The organism is Pseudomonas sp. A-RE-22 (assembly GCF_019956035.1).
Classification (GTDB): domain Bacteria; phylum Pseudomonadota; class Gammaproteobacteria; order Pseudomonadales; family Pseudomonadaceae; genus Aquipseudomonas; species Aquipseudomonas brassicacearum.
Window position 1 is genome coordinate 1 of record NZ_JAHBCZ010000013.1, and the last position, 15,213, is coordinate 15,213.

General features: G+C 59.8%; 7 protein-coding genes and 1 pseudogene. 3 read left to right on the plus strand and 5 right to left on the minus strand.

Annotated elements, in window-relative coordinates:
* A pseudogene (locus tag KGA89_RS08705) lies at nt 1–116 on the plus strand (IS110 family transposase); the annotation flags it as partial.
* A 215-nt stretch (nt 117–331) separates the two neighbouring features.
* The gene (locus tag KGA89_RS08710; RefSeq protein ID WP_223471298.1) at nt 332–5,647 is read left to right on the plus strand and encodes a hypothetical protein; all 5,316 of its coding nucleotides are present in this window, start codon (nt 332–334) and stop codon (nt 5,645–5,647) included.
* Nucleotides 5,648–5,806: 159 nt separating this feature from the next.
* Here KGA89_RS08710 and KGA89_RS08715 read toward each other — a convergent pair whose 3' ends face one another.
* The 3 genes from KGA89_RS08715 to KGA89_RS08725 are packed head-to-tail and all read right to left on the minus strand — an operon-like array spanning nt 5,807 to nt 7,579.
* The gene (locus tag KGA89_RS08715) at nt 5,807–6,478 is read right to left on the minus strand and encodes a GNAT family N-acetyltransferase (protein WP_223471299.1); all 672 of its coding nucleotides are present in this window, start codon (nt 6,476–6,478) and stop codon (nt 5,807–5,809) included.
* Nucleotides 6,479–6,488: 10 nt separating this feature from the next.
* The gene (locus KGA89_RS08720; protein WP_013694592.1) at nt 6,489–6,935 is read right to left on the minus strand and encodes a GNAT family N-acetyltransferase; all 447 of its coding nucleotides are present in this window, start codon (nt 6,933–6,935) and stop codon (nt 6,489–6,491) included.
* Nucleotides 6,936–6,937: 2 nt separating this feature from the next.
* Nucleotides 6,938–7,579, minus strand: a complete 642-nt coding sequence (locus tag KGA89_RS08725) for an FMN-binding negative transcriptional regulator (RefSeq protein WP_223471300.1) — start codon at nt 7,577–7,579, stop codon at nt 6,938–6,940.
* Nucleotides 7,580–7,679: 100 nt separating this feature from the next.
* On the opposite strand from KGA89_RS08725, the gene KGA89_RS08730 reads away from it, so the two are divergent.
* Entirely contained in the window at nt 7,680–9,224 is a 1,545-nt protein-coding gene (locus tag KGA89_RS08730) for a PLP-dependent aminotransferase family protein (protein ID WP_223471301.1), read from the plus strand.
* 36 nt (nt 9,225–9,260) lie between these two features.
* Here the strand turns inward: KGA89_RS08730 and KGA89_RS08735 are convergent, their stop codons facing one another.
* Nucleotides 9,261–13,862, minus strand: coding sequence for a dermonecrotic toxin domain-containing protein (locus tag KGA89_RS08735; protein WP_223471303.1), 4,602 nt, complete (start codon nt 13,860–13,862; stop codon nt 9,261–9,263).
* A 245-nt stretch (nt 13,863–14,107) separates the two neighbouring features.
* The gene (locus tag KGA89_RS08740; RefSeq protein WP_223471305.1) at nt 14,108–15,208 is read right to left on the minus strand and encodes a polyamine ABC transporter substrate-binding protein; all 1,101 of its coding nucleotides are present in this window, start codon (nt 15,206–15,208) and stop codon (nt 14,108–14,110) included.
* Nucleotides 15,209–15,213 lie beyond the last annotated feature (5 nt).

Sequence of the window (15,213 nt, forward strand, 5' to 3'; positions counted from 1 at the left end):
AAACCCAGGCATTGGTGGTGCTTGCTCGCAAGCTCTGCCGGGTGGCATTTGCCTTGATGAAAAATCAGAGCGAATACCAGCCGAAGCCTATGTTGCAGGGTTGCCCTGCAACATAGAATCTCCCACAATAATGCAGAACCTGTGGGAGCGAGCTTGCTCGCGATGGCTAACGCTCAGCCGCCACGTCCTTTCAAGCGTGCAACCCCGCCGCCGCAAACATCGGCTTACGCTTTTCTCCAAAGCCCGTAGCCACACCTATATATATATGTACGTCATTCCCGCTGAAACGGCGCGATAGGGTCCCAGCCCTACTCATCACCGGGACACCTGAATGACTGTCTTCCCTGAAAATGCACCTGGCGTAACGCCGCATGCTGCCGGCGTACTGCTCAGACCCATCAGCCTGTTACCCCACGGTATTCGATTTCAACCCCATGAATTCGCCGATCAATGGCTAAATCAATGGGGCCTTATTGGCGATACGCGGGTACAGGTCACTTATCAAGAGGTCGAGACAGTCGATTCGGCCGCTCAAAGAAAAACCTCATGGGTGCCTCTGCGTGACGCTGTGACACGAGGTTTTTTGATTGCCCATCAAAGCAGGGCGACCGCTGAGCCTTCTGCGCGCGAGGGTTGGGTTTATCCCCACCGAAGTCATATGTCCCTGGGCTTCCCCTCACTGCGGGTCAACGGTAAAGGCCTTTCAGCAGACGTTTTGCAGCAATTGCACGCCGGCATTGCGCCCGGCTACCAGGGCATTGGGCAGCCCGTCATTACTGAGGTGGACGCCCAAGGCAATCTGCTCAGCCCCCGTGAAAAAGAACAGATCAGGCAACTGGGGCACCTGGATGCCAATCAGGTGAAACTGGCGCGTCTGTTCGCCGCTTTGCCAACGTTCGACACCGTGCTCAAGCGTCTGCTGGTCAGCCGCATCAAGGCAAAGATCCCTGAGCGGAAATTCCGCGCCTCACTGCTCCAGGGCATCGACCCGGATCACTGGTATGTGAACCACTTTGATGTGGACTCGCTCGGTGGTCGTTCATTGACCGCCTCACAGTGCTTTACCGACGTGATGTTGGGCTGTTTAGCGACGGATACACCGCCCACTTACTCGCGCGGTGGTGTGGGCTTCTACACCCGTCCGGATTCGGTGGAAGAGGTCGACAGCGTATTCGTCAGCCCGCTGGACGCGAAAATTCCAGCGATCATGGAGTCCGTGTTCTATATCGCCGACCCCGTAACCAATGACAGCTTGAAGCAGCAGTTCCGTGACGATCTCAGCGCCTTTCGCCACGACAGAAACGGTGCAGATGCGTTCGATACGTCGACCACTGAAGCGGCACTTGCTCATCTGCTGTGCCGACGATTCCTGCATCTCTTCGACTTGTACAAAGTCGACCGGGATCCGGCCACCCCGTTAACCCAAAGTGCGCGAACCCTGCAGGATGAAGAAGATCGCCTGCTGGACCTCATCACCACTCACCCTTCGATGGCGAACAGAAGCCGTTTGCTGCGCACGTCCATTCCCCATGTCTATGCCGTCATGCTCGACATGGGCACCGCGAAGCCACGGAAATGGCCCGCTGCGATGGTGATCAAGCGCACGGATCAGTCTTCGCTGTTCCTGTACTCCCTGGAAGGGGGAGTACAGCGCTTTCGCTCTTTCCAGGACCTGGTCAATCACGTCAGCCCGACCTACGCGGGACAGAAGCGTGGGATCCGGGATATTGCTTCTGAACTGTCCGAGTCTGTTTTTGCCGTGGCGGCGGACGACCTGCTGCGGCACCAAGGCGCCGCGCTGGAGGCGGTCCTGAATGCCTCGGGCAACGAGACACTTACTTTGGCGGCTTATGCGCTGAAGGCTGAAGATGCGCTGGGGTTGCCCATGTTGTCGCTGGCCGGGCCGCTGGCGGCGCGCCGGGAAACTTTGGTTGAAAACAACCGAGCCGATTTTTATACAACCGCAACACGTGCGGAAAAATCGAACTACCGCAGCCTGGAAACGCAGGTATTGGAAGCCGCCTACACACTGGCGGGTAGCGATATCCCGACGTTGTTGCAGTTCACCCGCCAGAAGATCAAGCAGTACCTGCAACACACGGTGCACCCCGGCATGGATCCCGACCCGGACAAGACCTTGGTCACGCTTTCCTATGGCAAAGGTGCCAACCCAAGGCAGTCACGTATCGCCAGCCTGACCGAGTTGATGCTCGATAACCTGCGCCCGACTCAATACCCGAACGCGATGAGAGAAGTGCTGGCCGTCTACCTTGCCGATCAAGATGGCCAGCGTATCCGGCATCCGGCCAATGGCTTCCTGATCACGTTGACGGGCGGTGAGCTTGCCAGGATGGCGACGCACATTGATGCCGGCGGCCGTTATGAAACCCTGCTCCGGAAGGAAATGAATAAACCTGACTACAAAGCAGCCTGGCAGGCGGCCTACCTGGCCAATATGAAATTCAAAGGCCATGAGGCCGGGCTCAGGGGCGATGACGCCTTCAAGACCACCGTGCTCGATAGGGCCTTCCATCCACCGAAGCCCAAGAAGTTGATTGCTCTCTGGCTGCAGGCTGTTCTGCAATCGTCCGTTGCCGAGACACGTGCGCTGGTCCAGGGACGAAGGGTGCAGGTCTATGCGCTTGTGCTGGGTGGAAGTGTCGGGGCTGGCGAACAGCATGGGACGATGGGCAATGCGAGCAGCATTGATGGCGTGCTGGTTTTTTCCGATCAGGACGGGCCGGACATCAAGGGAACCGTGGGGGTCTATTTTCCGGACAGCCCCGAGGGTGATGACTTCCATGAGTTTTCCAGTCTGGGCGAAGGGGTGGCGGGGCTGTTGCAGCAAGAGCAATGGCAGGGATATTTCCGCTCACGCATTTGCACCCTTGATCCCGAAGAGATAAAGCGCACGTTGGGGCAACAACGTGGCCGACCGTTGATCCGCGGCGAGTTGATCCCTGGCAATCTTCTCGAGGCCCTCCATCGCGCGCACGTCAATTTCCATAGTGCTTATGCCGATCACCGCTCCAACAGCAACCGGGATGTTCATCGCCAGACGTCTGCCAGGCTGGTGATGATGGCGATGGAAACGTTCATGGACCTGGCCGGCATCTTCCTGGTTCCCGGCTTCCAACTGCTCAAGAGCGCCATCAAGACCGGCTGGTTGATGGTCAGGACCGGCGCTGTTCCAGCGAACCTGAGCACCTTGGCCTTTGTCCACAGAGTGGCCAATTATGGCGGACGAGGGTTGGCGGGTGGCGTGAGCGTTCCGGTGCGGGGACAGTCCTCTTTCCTGGCCGTGACGGCCCGCCAGAGCCAGGGCGAAACATTGGCAGGCCTGCCTTTGGAAGACGCGCTTTACCGCCGTTATGCCGTGACGGATACCTCGTTGCTACAAGGGCTGGCCGCAGATGCCCGGGGCTTCTATCGCCCCACGCTCAATAACAGCGCCACACGTCCGGTTTACGTGCGACAACCCGATGGGACGGTGTTCCGGGTGCACGACCATACGAAGTTGACGGCGACCGAGGCCACCCTTGTCGACCCTGCTACCGGGTTGAGTATCCGTTCCAGTGGCGTGATGAGAAGTACCGTGGCGCGGATGCCCGATGGCGAGTGGCGCGCTATAGGGTTTGGTCGGGGTGGTGGGAAGCGTCCGGCACCGGCTGAACCGGGTCCCTCGAAACCCAAGGTGCCTGCTCCGTCGTCGGCGTCTGTTTCCGGTTTGATCCGTACGCCAGGCGTCTGGAATACTCAAGTCATGGAGCTGGTCCCGGCCATCATCACGCGCCTTGCGAGCTGGCCGCAAAACCGTAGCTTGCTGATCATCGATGAGATCACGGCAGAGCGTAGTTGGTCTGTGCGCTTTACCCCGGGCGCGGTGGAAAGTGTCTATCCGATGAGCAACCACCCAGGACAGTCGAGCACCGATATTGTCTTGAGACGAACGGCCCAGAACCATTACAGCCTGGTGCTGGGAGACCGTGTCGAGGAGATCCCTGGCGACGGTGATTGTTTTTTCGATGCCGTTGCCCGTGGGCTGAATGAAGGGCAAGCGCAGGAGACTTTCTCGATGCAGGGGCTGCGTAATGCAGCGGCCGACTATGTCGATCAACATCCGGAATTGAATCAGTACATGGTGTCGCGAGCCTCCGGGGTCCGACAAGCGCTCTTTGAAAATGCCCCCTGGCTGGAAAACCTGCTGGACGAGGAGGCATTGTCCGATCTCAGCCGGATCATCTATGGGGCCCCCAACCCGTATCGCTTGTTTCAACCGACCCAGGATTACCTGAGGCTGTACGCAAACAGCGTCGGTCGCCGGACGCTGTTTGCGGCGCGAGAGGCCGACCTGCCACCGGAGGTGCTGCAGCAAATCGGGCGTTACTTATCGCCCCGTTCCCCAGAGCAACTGATGCCCGGCAGCGCACCGTATTACACCCGGGAGAACCAGACCCTGCGGCAGTTTTTCCAAGATACCCTGCTGGGTCCTGTCGAGGATTTGCACCTCACCGAACTGCTCAATAATGAATTCCTCCGGCTGTCTCAAGGCGTGATCCATATCATGCTGGAATACGGAGTCAGGGCCCGGCAACTGACCGACCATCACCCCAGGAATCAATTGGCCTACGTCAAGTTCGACCAGGCCAGGCATGGTCATCTTGATGATAACCAGCTTGAACAATTGCTCGACGGTGCCTACCTGGTGGACCGCGACGACCTGGATCAGGTGAAGTTGAGATTCGAGCGTGAAACGGGCCGGGTAATCGATGACGACTCAGAACTGATGGAGCAGTACATTTATTACGACCGGGCTGAAAACACCCGTGATCTGCTCATCGCTTCCCTCGAACGTTTCCCCGATTTGTTGAGGCGGGCGAATCTCCTCCTGAGGTCTGCGGTTATTTCATCCAACCTGGACGGCATGTTGCCTGTGAACGTAGTTGCAAGATGGCTGCGCAATCCGGCGCTCTCCGAGCGGCGACTGCGAGTCATCTCTGAATATGCCGATACGCGTTACAAAGAAGTGGTGAGGCACGGCGATATCGATATCCGCTGGATGCGATTGTTCGATGACAGCAATCTGCAGAATATCGTCACCCATCAACGGGTACTGACGGCGTTTTGGGATTACCTGGAAAGGCCGCCGGTGAAGGCTGGCGAGGCCAACCAGGCGCCTGTTATCCGGTTATTCAGTGCACCGGGGCAATTGCCCTCCAATACCCGGGTGAGCATTTTGTTCAATACCCCAAATCTATGGAGCTCGCTGCAACGTCTCCCCAGGCATCACGCCGTGCAGATCTGGGACGATCTGACTGGATCTCAATTTAGCGACTCCGTGATTCAATTCACGCTCGAGCGCCCCGGCGTGCTTCGTTCCGCGCTGGATTTTGTGCTCGCATTAAGAGGCAATCTTCGTGCGAACCGGATTGTCAGGGAGCTGTTCAGCGTTGACCAAAACCGCGCCCAACAGTATCTGTACAATTTTGATTTCCCGGTCAATCGCTTGGGGCACAGCCTTTTGGACTTCGTGACGTATCTGGAAAGCCACATGGCCGTACCGGACTGGGCCTGGCAGTACCTGAAGAGAGGGGTGACACCCGAATCGCTCAAGACTTTTGGAGAGATGAAACCGAAACCGGAGTGATCGGGCGGTTGGCAGCCAATGAGTTCATTGCCTATTAATCGCCATCGCGAGCAAGCTCGCTCCCACAGTCAATCTGTGATGATCACTTAATCCAGGTCCACAACAGATCCACTGTGGGAGCGAGCTTGCTCGCGATGGCGGAGCGTCAGGCACCGATAGCTATGCCCGACACTCCACCAACCCACGCACCTGCCCACCCTCGCGCTGATTGTCCTCACTCAACCAGCGCTCGAAGCCTGCGGCGATTGCCGGCCATTCCGAGTCCAGTATCGAGTACCACGCGGTGTCGCGGTTCTGGCCCTTGACCACCATGTGCTGGCGAAACACCCCTTCAAACTTGAACCCCAGCCGTTCGGCCGCATATTTGGAGCGGGCATTGCCGTTGTTGCACTTCCACTCCAGCCGGCGATAACCCAGGGCGAAAGACTCCTTGGCCAGCAGATAGACCGCCTCGGTGCTTTTCGGCGAACGCTGCATCGGCGCGCCGAAGGTCACGTGGCCGATCTCGATGCGGCCCTGGGCCGGGACGATGGACATCAGGCTGAGAATGCCCTGCACCTCGCCACTGGCGCGGTCGATCACGCTGAAGAAATACGGGTCGGTATTGGCCGCATGGTTGTTCAACCAGGCATCGAACGCGACGCGATCCGTGAACGGGCCATAGGGCAAGTAATCCCAGAGTTTCGGGTCGGCGCCGGGGCCTTCGAGGGCTTGCCAGAGGCCATCGGCATGCCGCGCCGGATCGAGTTTTTCCAGGCGGATGAAACGCCCTTCGAGCACCTGTGCAGAGGGCGCCGGGACACCTTTCCAATCGGCGAGTGAAGTCGACATGCTGCGCTCCTTAAAGGGCTTTGCGAAATTGAATGAAGCCTGGGCGCTCGGCGATGCGCTCGTACAGCTGGATCGCCGTGGCGTTGGTTTCGTGGGTCAACCAGTGCACCTTGCAGCAACCATCGGCCTTGGCGGTGGCATAGACGAATTCAATGAGCTGGCGGCCCACCCCGGTGCCACGGCTCTGTTCCGTTACCAGCAGGTCTTGCAGGTAGCAGGAATTCTCGATGCTCCAGTTCGAACGGTGATAGATGAAGTGCACCAGGCCTACCGCCGTGTCGCCATTCCAAGCGAGGGCAGCATGGGTCGGTTCACGCTCATCGAGCAAGCGCTGCCAGGTGCTTTGGCTCACGGCGTCCGGCAATTCGGTTTTATAGAACCGCAGGTAGGCCTGCCACAGCGGCAGCCAGGCGGCGTGATCGTCGGCGCTGACGAGGCGGACTTCAGGTTGGCTCATGTTCACTCCTTGGACGATTGTTCAGGCATCAGGTGGGCGAGCGCCCGGTCCTGCGGGTCGGGGCTGGCGGCGAGGCCGTTGCGTACGCCGGCGACATCCGCGGGGCTACGGTTCTGGCTGAGCTTGCGCTTGCCTTCCAGGCGCTGGATGGGCAGGGCGAAGCCGACGATGGCCTTGAGCATGCTGTCGATGTACTCGGGCGGCGCATCATCGATCTTCCACGGCTGCTCGCGACCGGTTTCGTGGCGGTCGGTGAGGGCGCGCACCAGGTTGCGCAGGCGATGAGCGTCGCTGAACACCTCGGCGCTGCCATAGGCGTGTACGGCCACGTAGTTCCAGGTCGGCACGACTTTGCCGTGTTCGGCCTTGCTGGCGTACAACCCTGGGCTGACGTAGGCATCGGCCCCGGCGAATATCACCAGGGCTTCGGCGCCGGCTTCCAGGTCACGCCATTGTGGATTGGCCCGGGCCATATGGCCGTAGAGGCTTCCGTTCGGCCCTTGTTGCGTGTCCAGCAACAGCGGCAGATGACTGGCCTGCAAACCCTGTTCACCCTGGGTGACCAATACGGCCAGGCGGCAATCGCCGATCATCTGGTGCAGTTCGGGCAGGTCTTCGACGGCAAAGGCTTTAGGGTTGTACATGATAATTTTCCTTGGCGAATGCGAGCATCCTAGGCAGGCTATTGGTCTGTTGTAAGAGCCACTTCCGGCCAATTCAATAGGTCCATTCGTGAGGGCTGCCATGCACAACGCCACGCCGCCATTGTCGTTCAACCCGGCAGGCATTGAGCTGGACCGCCGCCAGGGGCTCAGCCGCCAGCTTTACCAGGCATTGCGTACCCGGGTGCTCGATGGGCGCCTGGCCAGCGGCACGCGCCTGCCGGCCAGCCGCGACCTGGCGGCGGCCTTGTCGATTTCCCGTAACAGCGTGGTGCGGGCCTATGACCAGCTCTACGCCGAGGGTTTCATCGAAGGGCGGGTCGGTGACGGTACATATGTGGCGAAACTGTCCTCGACGACGTTGCCGCTGAAAAACATATCCACAAAAGTATCCACAGGGTTTTCAACAGGCTTACCCACAGCCTTATCCACAGATTGGCTCGATTTACCTGTGGGTCCATCCAGTAAAGTTATCCACAGCGAGGCGCTGAACCGCGTCGAAAAACACCATTTGGCCCAACCGCCCAGCGGCCCGCCGCGAGCGTTTCGGGTCGGTGTACCGGCTTTCGATCTGTTCCCTTTCGACGTCTGGGCCAAGCTGAATGCGGCTTTCTGGCGCAAGCCGGATCTGCAGCAGCTGTGTTATGGCGATTCCCAGGGCGATGCGCGCTTGCGCGGTCTGATCGCCGCGTACTTGCGCAGCTCCCGGGGGCTGCACTGCACGGCTGAACAAATTGTGATCACCAGTGGCGCACAGCAGGGCATCAGCCTTTGTGCACAGCTGTTGGTCGACCCGGGCGACGTCGTGGCGGTGGAAAATCCCGGCTATCGCGCGGCCGGGCATGCGTTCGCTGTTGCCGGTGCCGACGTCAGAGGCGTGCCGGTGGATGACGACGGCTTGGATTGCGCTGCGCTGGGCGGGTTGAGCCACTGTCGGCTGGCCTATGTCACACCGTCCCATCAATACCCGACCGGGGTGGTCATGAGCCTGCCACGGCGGCTGGAACTGTTGGCCTGGGCCGAGCGCAACGACGGCTGGATCGTCGAGGATGACTACGATGGCGAGTACCGCTACAGCGGCGCGCCACTGGCACCCTTGGCGGCACTGGATCGCCAGGGGCGGGTGCTTTACGTCGGCACGTTCGGCAAAGTGGCGTTCCCGGCCCTGCGCCTGGGCTACCTGGTGCTGCCGCCGGGCCTGGTCAACGCCTTCGCCCGACGGCGCGCCGTGGACGTGCGCCACTCCGAAGTCAGCACCCAGGCGGTGATGGCCGAGTTCATGGCCGCCGGGCATTTCCAGCGGCATATCCGGCGTATGCGCAGGGCCGCCCTGGTTCGGCGCGATGCGTTGCTGGCGGGCTGGCCCACGGCGGTTGCGGGTGTCGGAGCCCTGCCCACTGTCGTGGCCGGGCTGCATCTCACGGTCACAGTGGAGAGCATCGAGCGCGAGCGCGAACTGATCGCCCAAGCGACGAATGTGGGTGTGGAAATCAATGGCCTGAGCAGTTATTGGTTGCCCACCACCCCGTCGCAAGTGCGCGCCGGGCTGGTGCTCGGGTTTGCGGCGGTCCCGCCAGCGGCGATTGGCACCGCGCTGGCGAACCTGTCGAAGGCCTGGAAACCCTGAGGGCGCGCCGCCGGGGCATCGGCGGCGGCCCTGGTTTTATGGCCGCTCCTTTGGAAAAAACACCTGCTGGGCCTGGTCCACGGCAATTTCGCTACGGTAATGATTGATCAACTGACGCTGGCTAAAGCCTTTTGTAGAGACGTTGGCTATCCCCAGAACCACCTGCTCCACTGTTTTCAGGCGTGCCGAAAGGAACGTACGGGCAGGCACCCAGTTCGTGGAGTAGTGAAAGTCGGCGAACCAGAGCGTCTTGTTGGTTTTCTTGTCCTTGATTTCATACCTGTCGAGGTAACCATGTATGCGGCCCTTGATGCGTTGGCGGTTTATCCGTTTGGTGATGGAAATACGGTTTCGGTCTTTCAGCCAGATCACGCCACTCATGGTCGGAGGGCTCTGCTTGATGATGTTCAGTACGGTTTCGAATTCCTGTTCATAGAGCGACTTCGATTCTCTCTTGAGGCGCAATCGCAAGGATTCGGCCGAGCGCTGCTGCGCCTCTGATATTTCAATCGTTTCGTTGGTGGCAACGCCTTGTGCCTGGTCGAGTGCCTTCCTGATCGCGACGCCGACCTTCTCCATCCGGCTGGCATGGGCATTGAGGATCATTGCCACACCGGCCGGTGTGCGGCCTGGCTTTTTCAAGTCTTGTTCAATTTGCGCCTTGAACGCGGTCAGCCCGTCGATCAGGGCTTGGCCTTTGCGAACGCTCGTGTCCAGCGCAGGGACTGCCAGGGGAGGCGGGTCGGCCATCACGTGGGGCGCCCATTCGCCGGTTTCCTTGCGGTGGAACGAGACGATGATTTCCTCCGAGAACGGATTCTTCACATCGACCCAATCCGTTTCCTCGTGCAGTTGCGATAAGCGAGGCTCGCCGCTGATGACGCCCCAGAAGCGTGCCCTGATGAATTTTTTCCTGGCCCGCGGACGTGGCTCATGAGGGCTGCCTGACCTTCGCCGGTTGCTTCGCTCATCAAGGGCTTGCGCCAACTGCTCCAACGTTCGTCTTCTACAATCGCCCATCTGCCTGACCAGCCGAGTGAGTTGTACGGGGCTGGTGCTGCCTCGGTATTCGGTGCCCATGTAGTCGAGATGTTCTTCGATGGCGGCGAACTGTTCCGTCAGGCTGCCGAGCGCATCGATTTGTTCATCCAGCCGGATCATGCTTCGCTCATCCATGGCGTCGCGCAGGCTCTGGAAGGCCACCGTGGCATTGTCGACAATACGGTTAATTTCCACCCAGCCTTCAGGCATCGTCTCGACGCTTTCAAGAGACAGGCAGAGGTGGCGGTACATATCCAGCTGGATAAGTCGCAGATCGTCACTTTTGTAGACCGGCATCTTTGCGCGGTACTGGCGGACAAACTCAAAGCCTTCGCGTCCCATTTCCTTGAGCCTGGAAAAACGTGTCTCCATGTAGTCCAGGCGCTCGATCATGTCGTCACCGGCGTTGATCATCGTGTTGGCAGCATCGATGTGTTGTTGCTCCAGCGCCTTGACCTCGGACGTGATCATGCCCATGGCATCGGTCAGGGCCGGCGTAAAGCGCTCTCGCAATACATCCATTTCCGCGAAGGTGAAATTCACTTGTGCGTTCAGGTAGCCAAGGCTGACGCGAGGGTAATCGGGGCGTGACTGGAAGACCGGCCATTCAATCAGGGTCTTCAGCGCTTTTTCGTAGTTTTCTCGCTGGGCTTCCAGGGTCGTCAGATACGCCACACGCTTGGTTTCCCGGGCCGCGCCGGACGCCTGGTTCATTTCCTGCGCGTCCATGGTCAGCAACTTCTGGTTCGCCGGTTTCTGTTCTTCAAACTGGTTGAGTTCGGCCAGCAGCTCCACGTTGCGGCGTCGTGCCTCGGCGACGACCCTCTGTCGGGCGCCTTTCGAGCCGCCACCGCGTAAGCGCAAGCGGGTATCGATCTGCCACTGGCCGCGTACATCATGGATCAGCGGAGGGCCGGTGCGGACTCCGTCAATCATGCAGACCAGATCGCCCTCTACGGTGACTTCGAACCATTTCCCCGCCATCTTCGCGTACCACTTCCTACCCTTCGCATAGAGGCCCCTGAGCGCGCCTTCGGCCCTGGGTTGCCCAGGTGAGTCGGGGGCGGCGATGCTGAAGCTATCGAGCAGATTGGCGCGCTTGCTCGACCTGCCGATCAAGGCACCGCTGGTATGAATGACCTCGTAGTGCTCTTGTGGCAGCTCTGTCTTGGTGAGCGGCGCGAGCGTTTCGATAATGAGCTTGGGTTTGAGCACTGGCGGGATTTCTGGAGGAGCAATCTCCGGGGCCTCTGTCGGACGGCTACCTTTGCTCGCCCTGGTGCGGTCTATCACGTAATGGATGATCCCCAAGGAGACGTTCAACAACACATCGACAAAGAGCGCCCACTTGGCCTGGCTACTGGTTTCTTCGTCACTCTGCGTCAGCTCTTCAAGGTCGTTCAGGATCTGCCAGAGCCAGGTCGTGGTGGCCACCGTGGTGCCGAGGTAGGGCAGCGCCAAATTGAAAATCAGCCAACCGGCCTGCTTGAAAGACTCCCAACGGCTTTCGCGATTGGAGACCGACTGATGATCGGCGAGCGTGACCAAGGCATTGGCGTTGGCCCGGAACAACAGTGGCAGGAAGTCGGCGCCCAAGGTCTCGTCGCCAAGGCTGACAGGACCATTATTGGACAACGTCTCCAGCGGGGCTGCCACGAACTCCACGATGGTCCAGGGCGAGGGCAGGGCGCCTGGAAAGACATCGCGGCCATAGGTTTCGCGTACCTCATCGGGCAGCCACGCCAGTACCGATTGGCGCAAGGGAGCGTTTTGCCTGATGGTGTACAGCAAGTTGCTGAACGACGGGAACTGCCACAGCTGCGGTTCAAGCAACGGTCGATAAAGCAGGCAAGGACCGGCACTTGGCGTCTGCGGGCCGATCACGAACATGTTGGCAACGATGTCCTCTGAAAGCCCCAACTGCAGCTCGGGCACGAAAGCCAGTTTGCGCAGGACGATGGTTTGCCCGTCTACCTTGCGGTCGTCTTCCTGGGGCTCCATCAGCGCCGCGACATAACGACAACCGCGCTCATCGATATTGCCCTGTCCACGCAGTTTGCCCTCCAGCGCAAGCATGGGCAGCTGTATGCGCAACTGCGAGGTGTACAGGTTTTCGCGGCGGAACGACTCCGCCGGATCATTCAGCAGTTTGCGCTTGATCAGGTCGGGATAAACACGACCGATATCGACTTGGGTGATGAGCTTCTCGACGTAGTCCACCGTCAACCACGCGGGCAACACGGTCGTGTCGAGAGACCTCACCGTCTTGTTGCCCGGGGGCAGGGCAATCAGGTTTTGCAAGGCCAGGTCGACGAGGTTGAACCGCGTGGTATCGAATTTGAAGGGCACCACGAAGGTACCCCAGACAACCGGGCTTTTTATCTCGATCTCGATTTTTTCCGGGTCCAGCGTCGAAGCGTCGTCGTGGTCGGATTGCATCTGCGTTTTCAGCGCCTGCGCCGCATACGCTTTGAGGGGGGGAATGTCGTCCAGGTAGGTTTTGCCGGCGTGGGAGCTGCTCAGCGCCGAAAGATTCTTCATGTATTGGGCGAACAGGATCTGGTCGGAAACCGACGCGGCCTGCAGCCATTCGGGCAACTGTTTTTGGAACCAGCTTTCGCCAGGCCCTACGTCCACTCCGCTGGGGGCCGGTGGTTCGTCTTCTGCATAGCCCGGATTCAGACTGATGCTGGGGATGCCAAGGATCTTGACCTGCACGGCGATGATCCCGCAGGCCTTGCTGTCGAAAATATTGCCGCTGGGTTCATAGAGCCGCCAGCGAATTTTCGTCGGGTGGACCAAGGTGCCCAGGTGTTCTGGAAGGGCTTGTCCCAACGCGTGCCGTGAAGCGAACTTCTCATAACCGTTGAGCAACGAGTGCACAAGGATGACCTCCTTGTTGTCGATCAGGCCGATCAGCACCACCAGCGAGTTTTCATTCACGCGGTTGATCTCGTCGCCGTCGACCTCCTCGATGTCGACCAGATACGCGTGGCTGTCGTAGCTGTCGTTACGGTCTTGTGGGTCGGGGTACAGGAACAGTTGCCGGGCCATGTCGCATTCAGTCGCCGTCCAGCCCTCGATCTGCTTGACGTCCCAGAGCTTGCGCAGCGTGTGGGAGAGTTCATGCCAGCGTGGGCCGTAATTGCCGAACGGCATGTTCCAGTACGCCAGTTGCTGCTCCTGGCTGGCCGGCACCATGGCTGGCACCAGCTCGTTGATCAAGCGGCCGATCTGGTCGATGCGCACCGGCAAATGCACCTCGGGCGCGGTGATCGGCAGTTGGGTCAGGAAGTGCAGCCCTTCGATCAACAACGTGGGTTTGCTCTGGTCCACCCGCGAGGCCAGCAAATCGCTGAGCGATTCATAGCGGGTGGGGCGCGCCACGATCTCGCCACCAACAATGTCCCAGGCCGGTTCGCCGATGACGGTGGTATGCGGGTCTAGATCCAGTGACGGGTACAGCTTCTTGAGTGCGTTGCGCAGCAGCATGGCCGCCACTTCCGGGTAGGTGGGGCCTGCGAGCAGTTGGTTGACCAGCGTGCTCCTGATACTCGCGTTGAACGCCGGGGCGGTGCCGGTAGGGTCTGATGTCATCTGAGTTGTCCCTGTCTCGAGATGGATGAAAACCCCGAAGCCGAACGCTTCGGGGTTTCCATGCTAGAGAGGCAAGGGACGGGGCAGGTGGTAACTATGTATACGCAGCCAACACCGGGTGGGAGCAAAGCTTGCTCGCGAAACAAGCGCCTCGGTCCTTGGCAGACCGCAGGGCCTTCATCGCGGGCAAGCCTTGCTCCCACAATGGTCTTGCTCCCACCATGGCCTTTATCCCCCAACGGCCTTTATTGGCCGGATTTGATCCGGGTCCAGGCTCGTGTGCGCGCGCGCTCGGCATCCCGGGGCAAGGGTTGCAGGGTGTAGAGCGTGGTCATGGCCGCAGCGGTCGGGTACAGGTTGGGGTTGCCGCGGATCGCCGGGTCGACCATCTCGGTGGCGTCCTTGTTCGGGTTCGGATAGCCGACAAAATCGCTGACCGGCGCAATCACCTGCGGTTGCAGCAAGTAGTTGATGAAGGTGTAGGCGTCGTCCGGGTTCTTCGCGCCTTTGGGGATGGCGAGCATGTCGAACCAGATCGGCGCGCCTTCCTTGGGCAGGCGCATGTCCACGGTCACGCCGTTCTTGGCTTCCTTGGCGCGGTTGGCCGCCTGGGAAAAGCTGCCGGAGTAGCCCACCGCCACGCAGATCTCACCGTTGGCGATGTCGGCCATGTACTTGGACGAGTGGAAATAGGTGATGTACGGGCGGATCTTCATCATCAGCGCTTCGGCCTTGGCATAGTCCGCCGGCTTCTTGCTGTTGGGGTCCAGGCCCAAGTGCTGCAAGGCCAGGGGCAGGATCTCCGACGGCGAATCGAGCAGCGCCACGCCGCACTGCTTGAGCTTGCTGATGTTCTCTTCCTTGAAAATCAGGTCCCAGCTGTCCACTGGTGCGTTGTCGCCCAGGGCGGCCTTGATCTTGTCCGGGTTGAAGCCGATCAGGATGGTGCCGTACATGTAGGGCACGGCGAATTTGTTGCCCGGGTCGTTGGCTTCGATCAGCTTCATCAGCTTGGGGTCGAGGTGGTTCCAGTTCGGCAGCTTGCTGCGGTCCAGGGGCTGGAACACGCCGGCTTCGATCTGCTTGGCCAGGAACACGTTGGACGGTACCACCACGTCATAGCCGGAGTTGCCCGTCAGCAGCTTGGCCTCCAGGGCCTCGTTGGTGTCGAAGATGTCGTAGACCAGCTTGACCTGGCTGTTCTGCGCCTTGAAATCGTCCAGGGCCTTGGGCGTGATGTAGTCGAACCAATTGTAGACGCGCAAGGTGCGCTCCTCGGCCTGCACAGCGCCGCAAAGCAGCGCGGCGCACACGGCTGGAGCCATTAAACGCTTGAGTCTGTTCATGCTGT

Coding starts and splice junctions, on each gene's coding strand:
- KGA89_RS08710 (WP_223471298.1), top strand. CDS start 332: ATGACTGTCTTCCCTGAAAATGCACCTGGCGTAACGCCGCATGCTGCC.
- KGA89_RS08735 (WP_223471303.1), bottom strand. CDS start 13,862: ATGACATCAGACCCTACCGGCACCGCCCCGGCGTTCAACGCGAGTATC.
- KGA89_RS08740 (WP_223471305.1), bottom strand. CDS start 15,208: ATGAACAGACTCAAGCGTTTAATGGCTCCAGCCGTGTGCGCCGCGCTG.
- KGA89_RS08715 (WP_223471299.1), bottom strand. CDS start 6,478: ATGTCGACTTCACTCGCCGATTGGAAAGGTGTCCCGGCGCCCTCTGCA.
- KGA89_RS08725 (WP_223471300.1), bottom strand. CDS start 7,579: ATGTACAACCCTAAAGCCTTTGCCGTCGAAGACCTGCCCGAACTGCAC.
- KGA89_RS08720 (WP_013694592.1), bottom strand. CDS start 6,935: ATGAGCCAACCTGAAGTCCGCCTCGTCAGCGCCGACGATCACGCCGCC.
- KGA89_RS08730 (WP_223471301.1), top strand. CDS start 7,680: ATGCACAACGCCACGCCGCCATTGTCGTTCAACCCGGCAGGCATTGAG.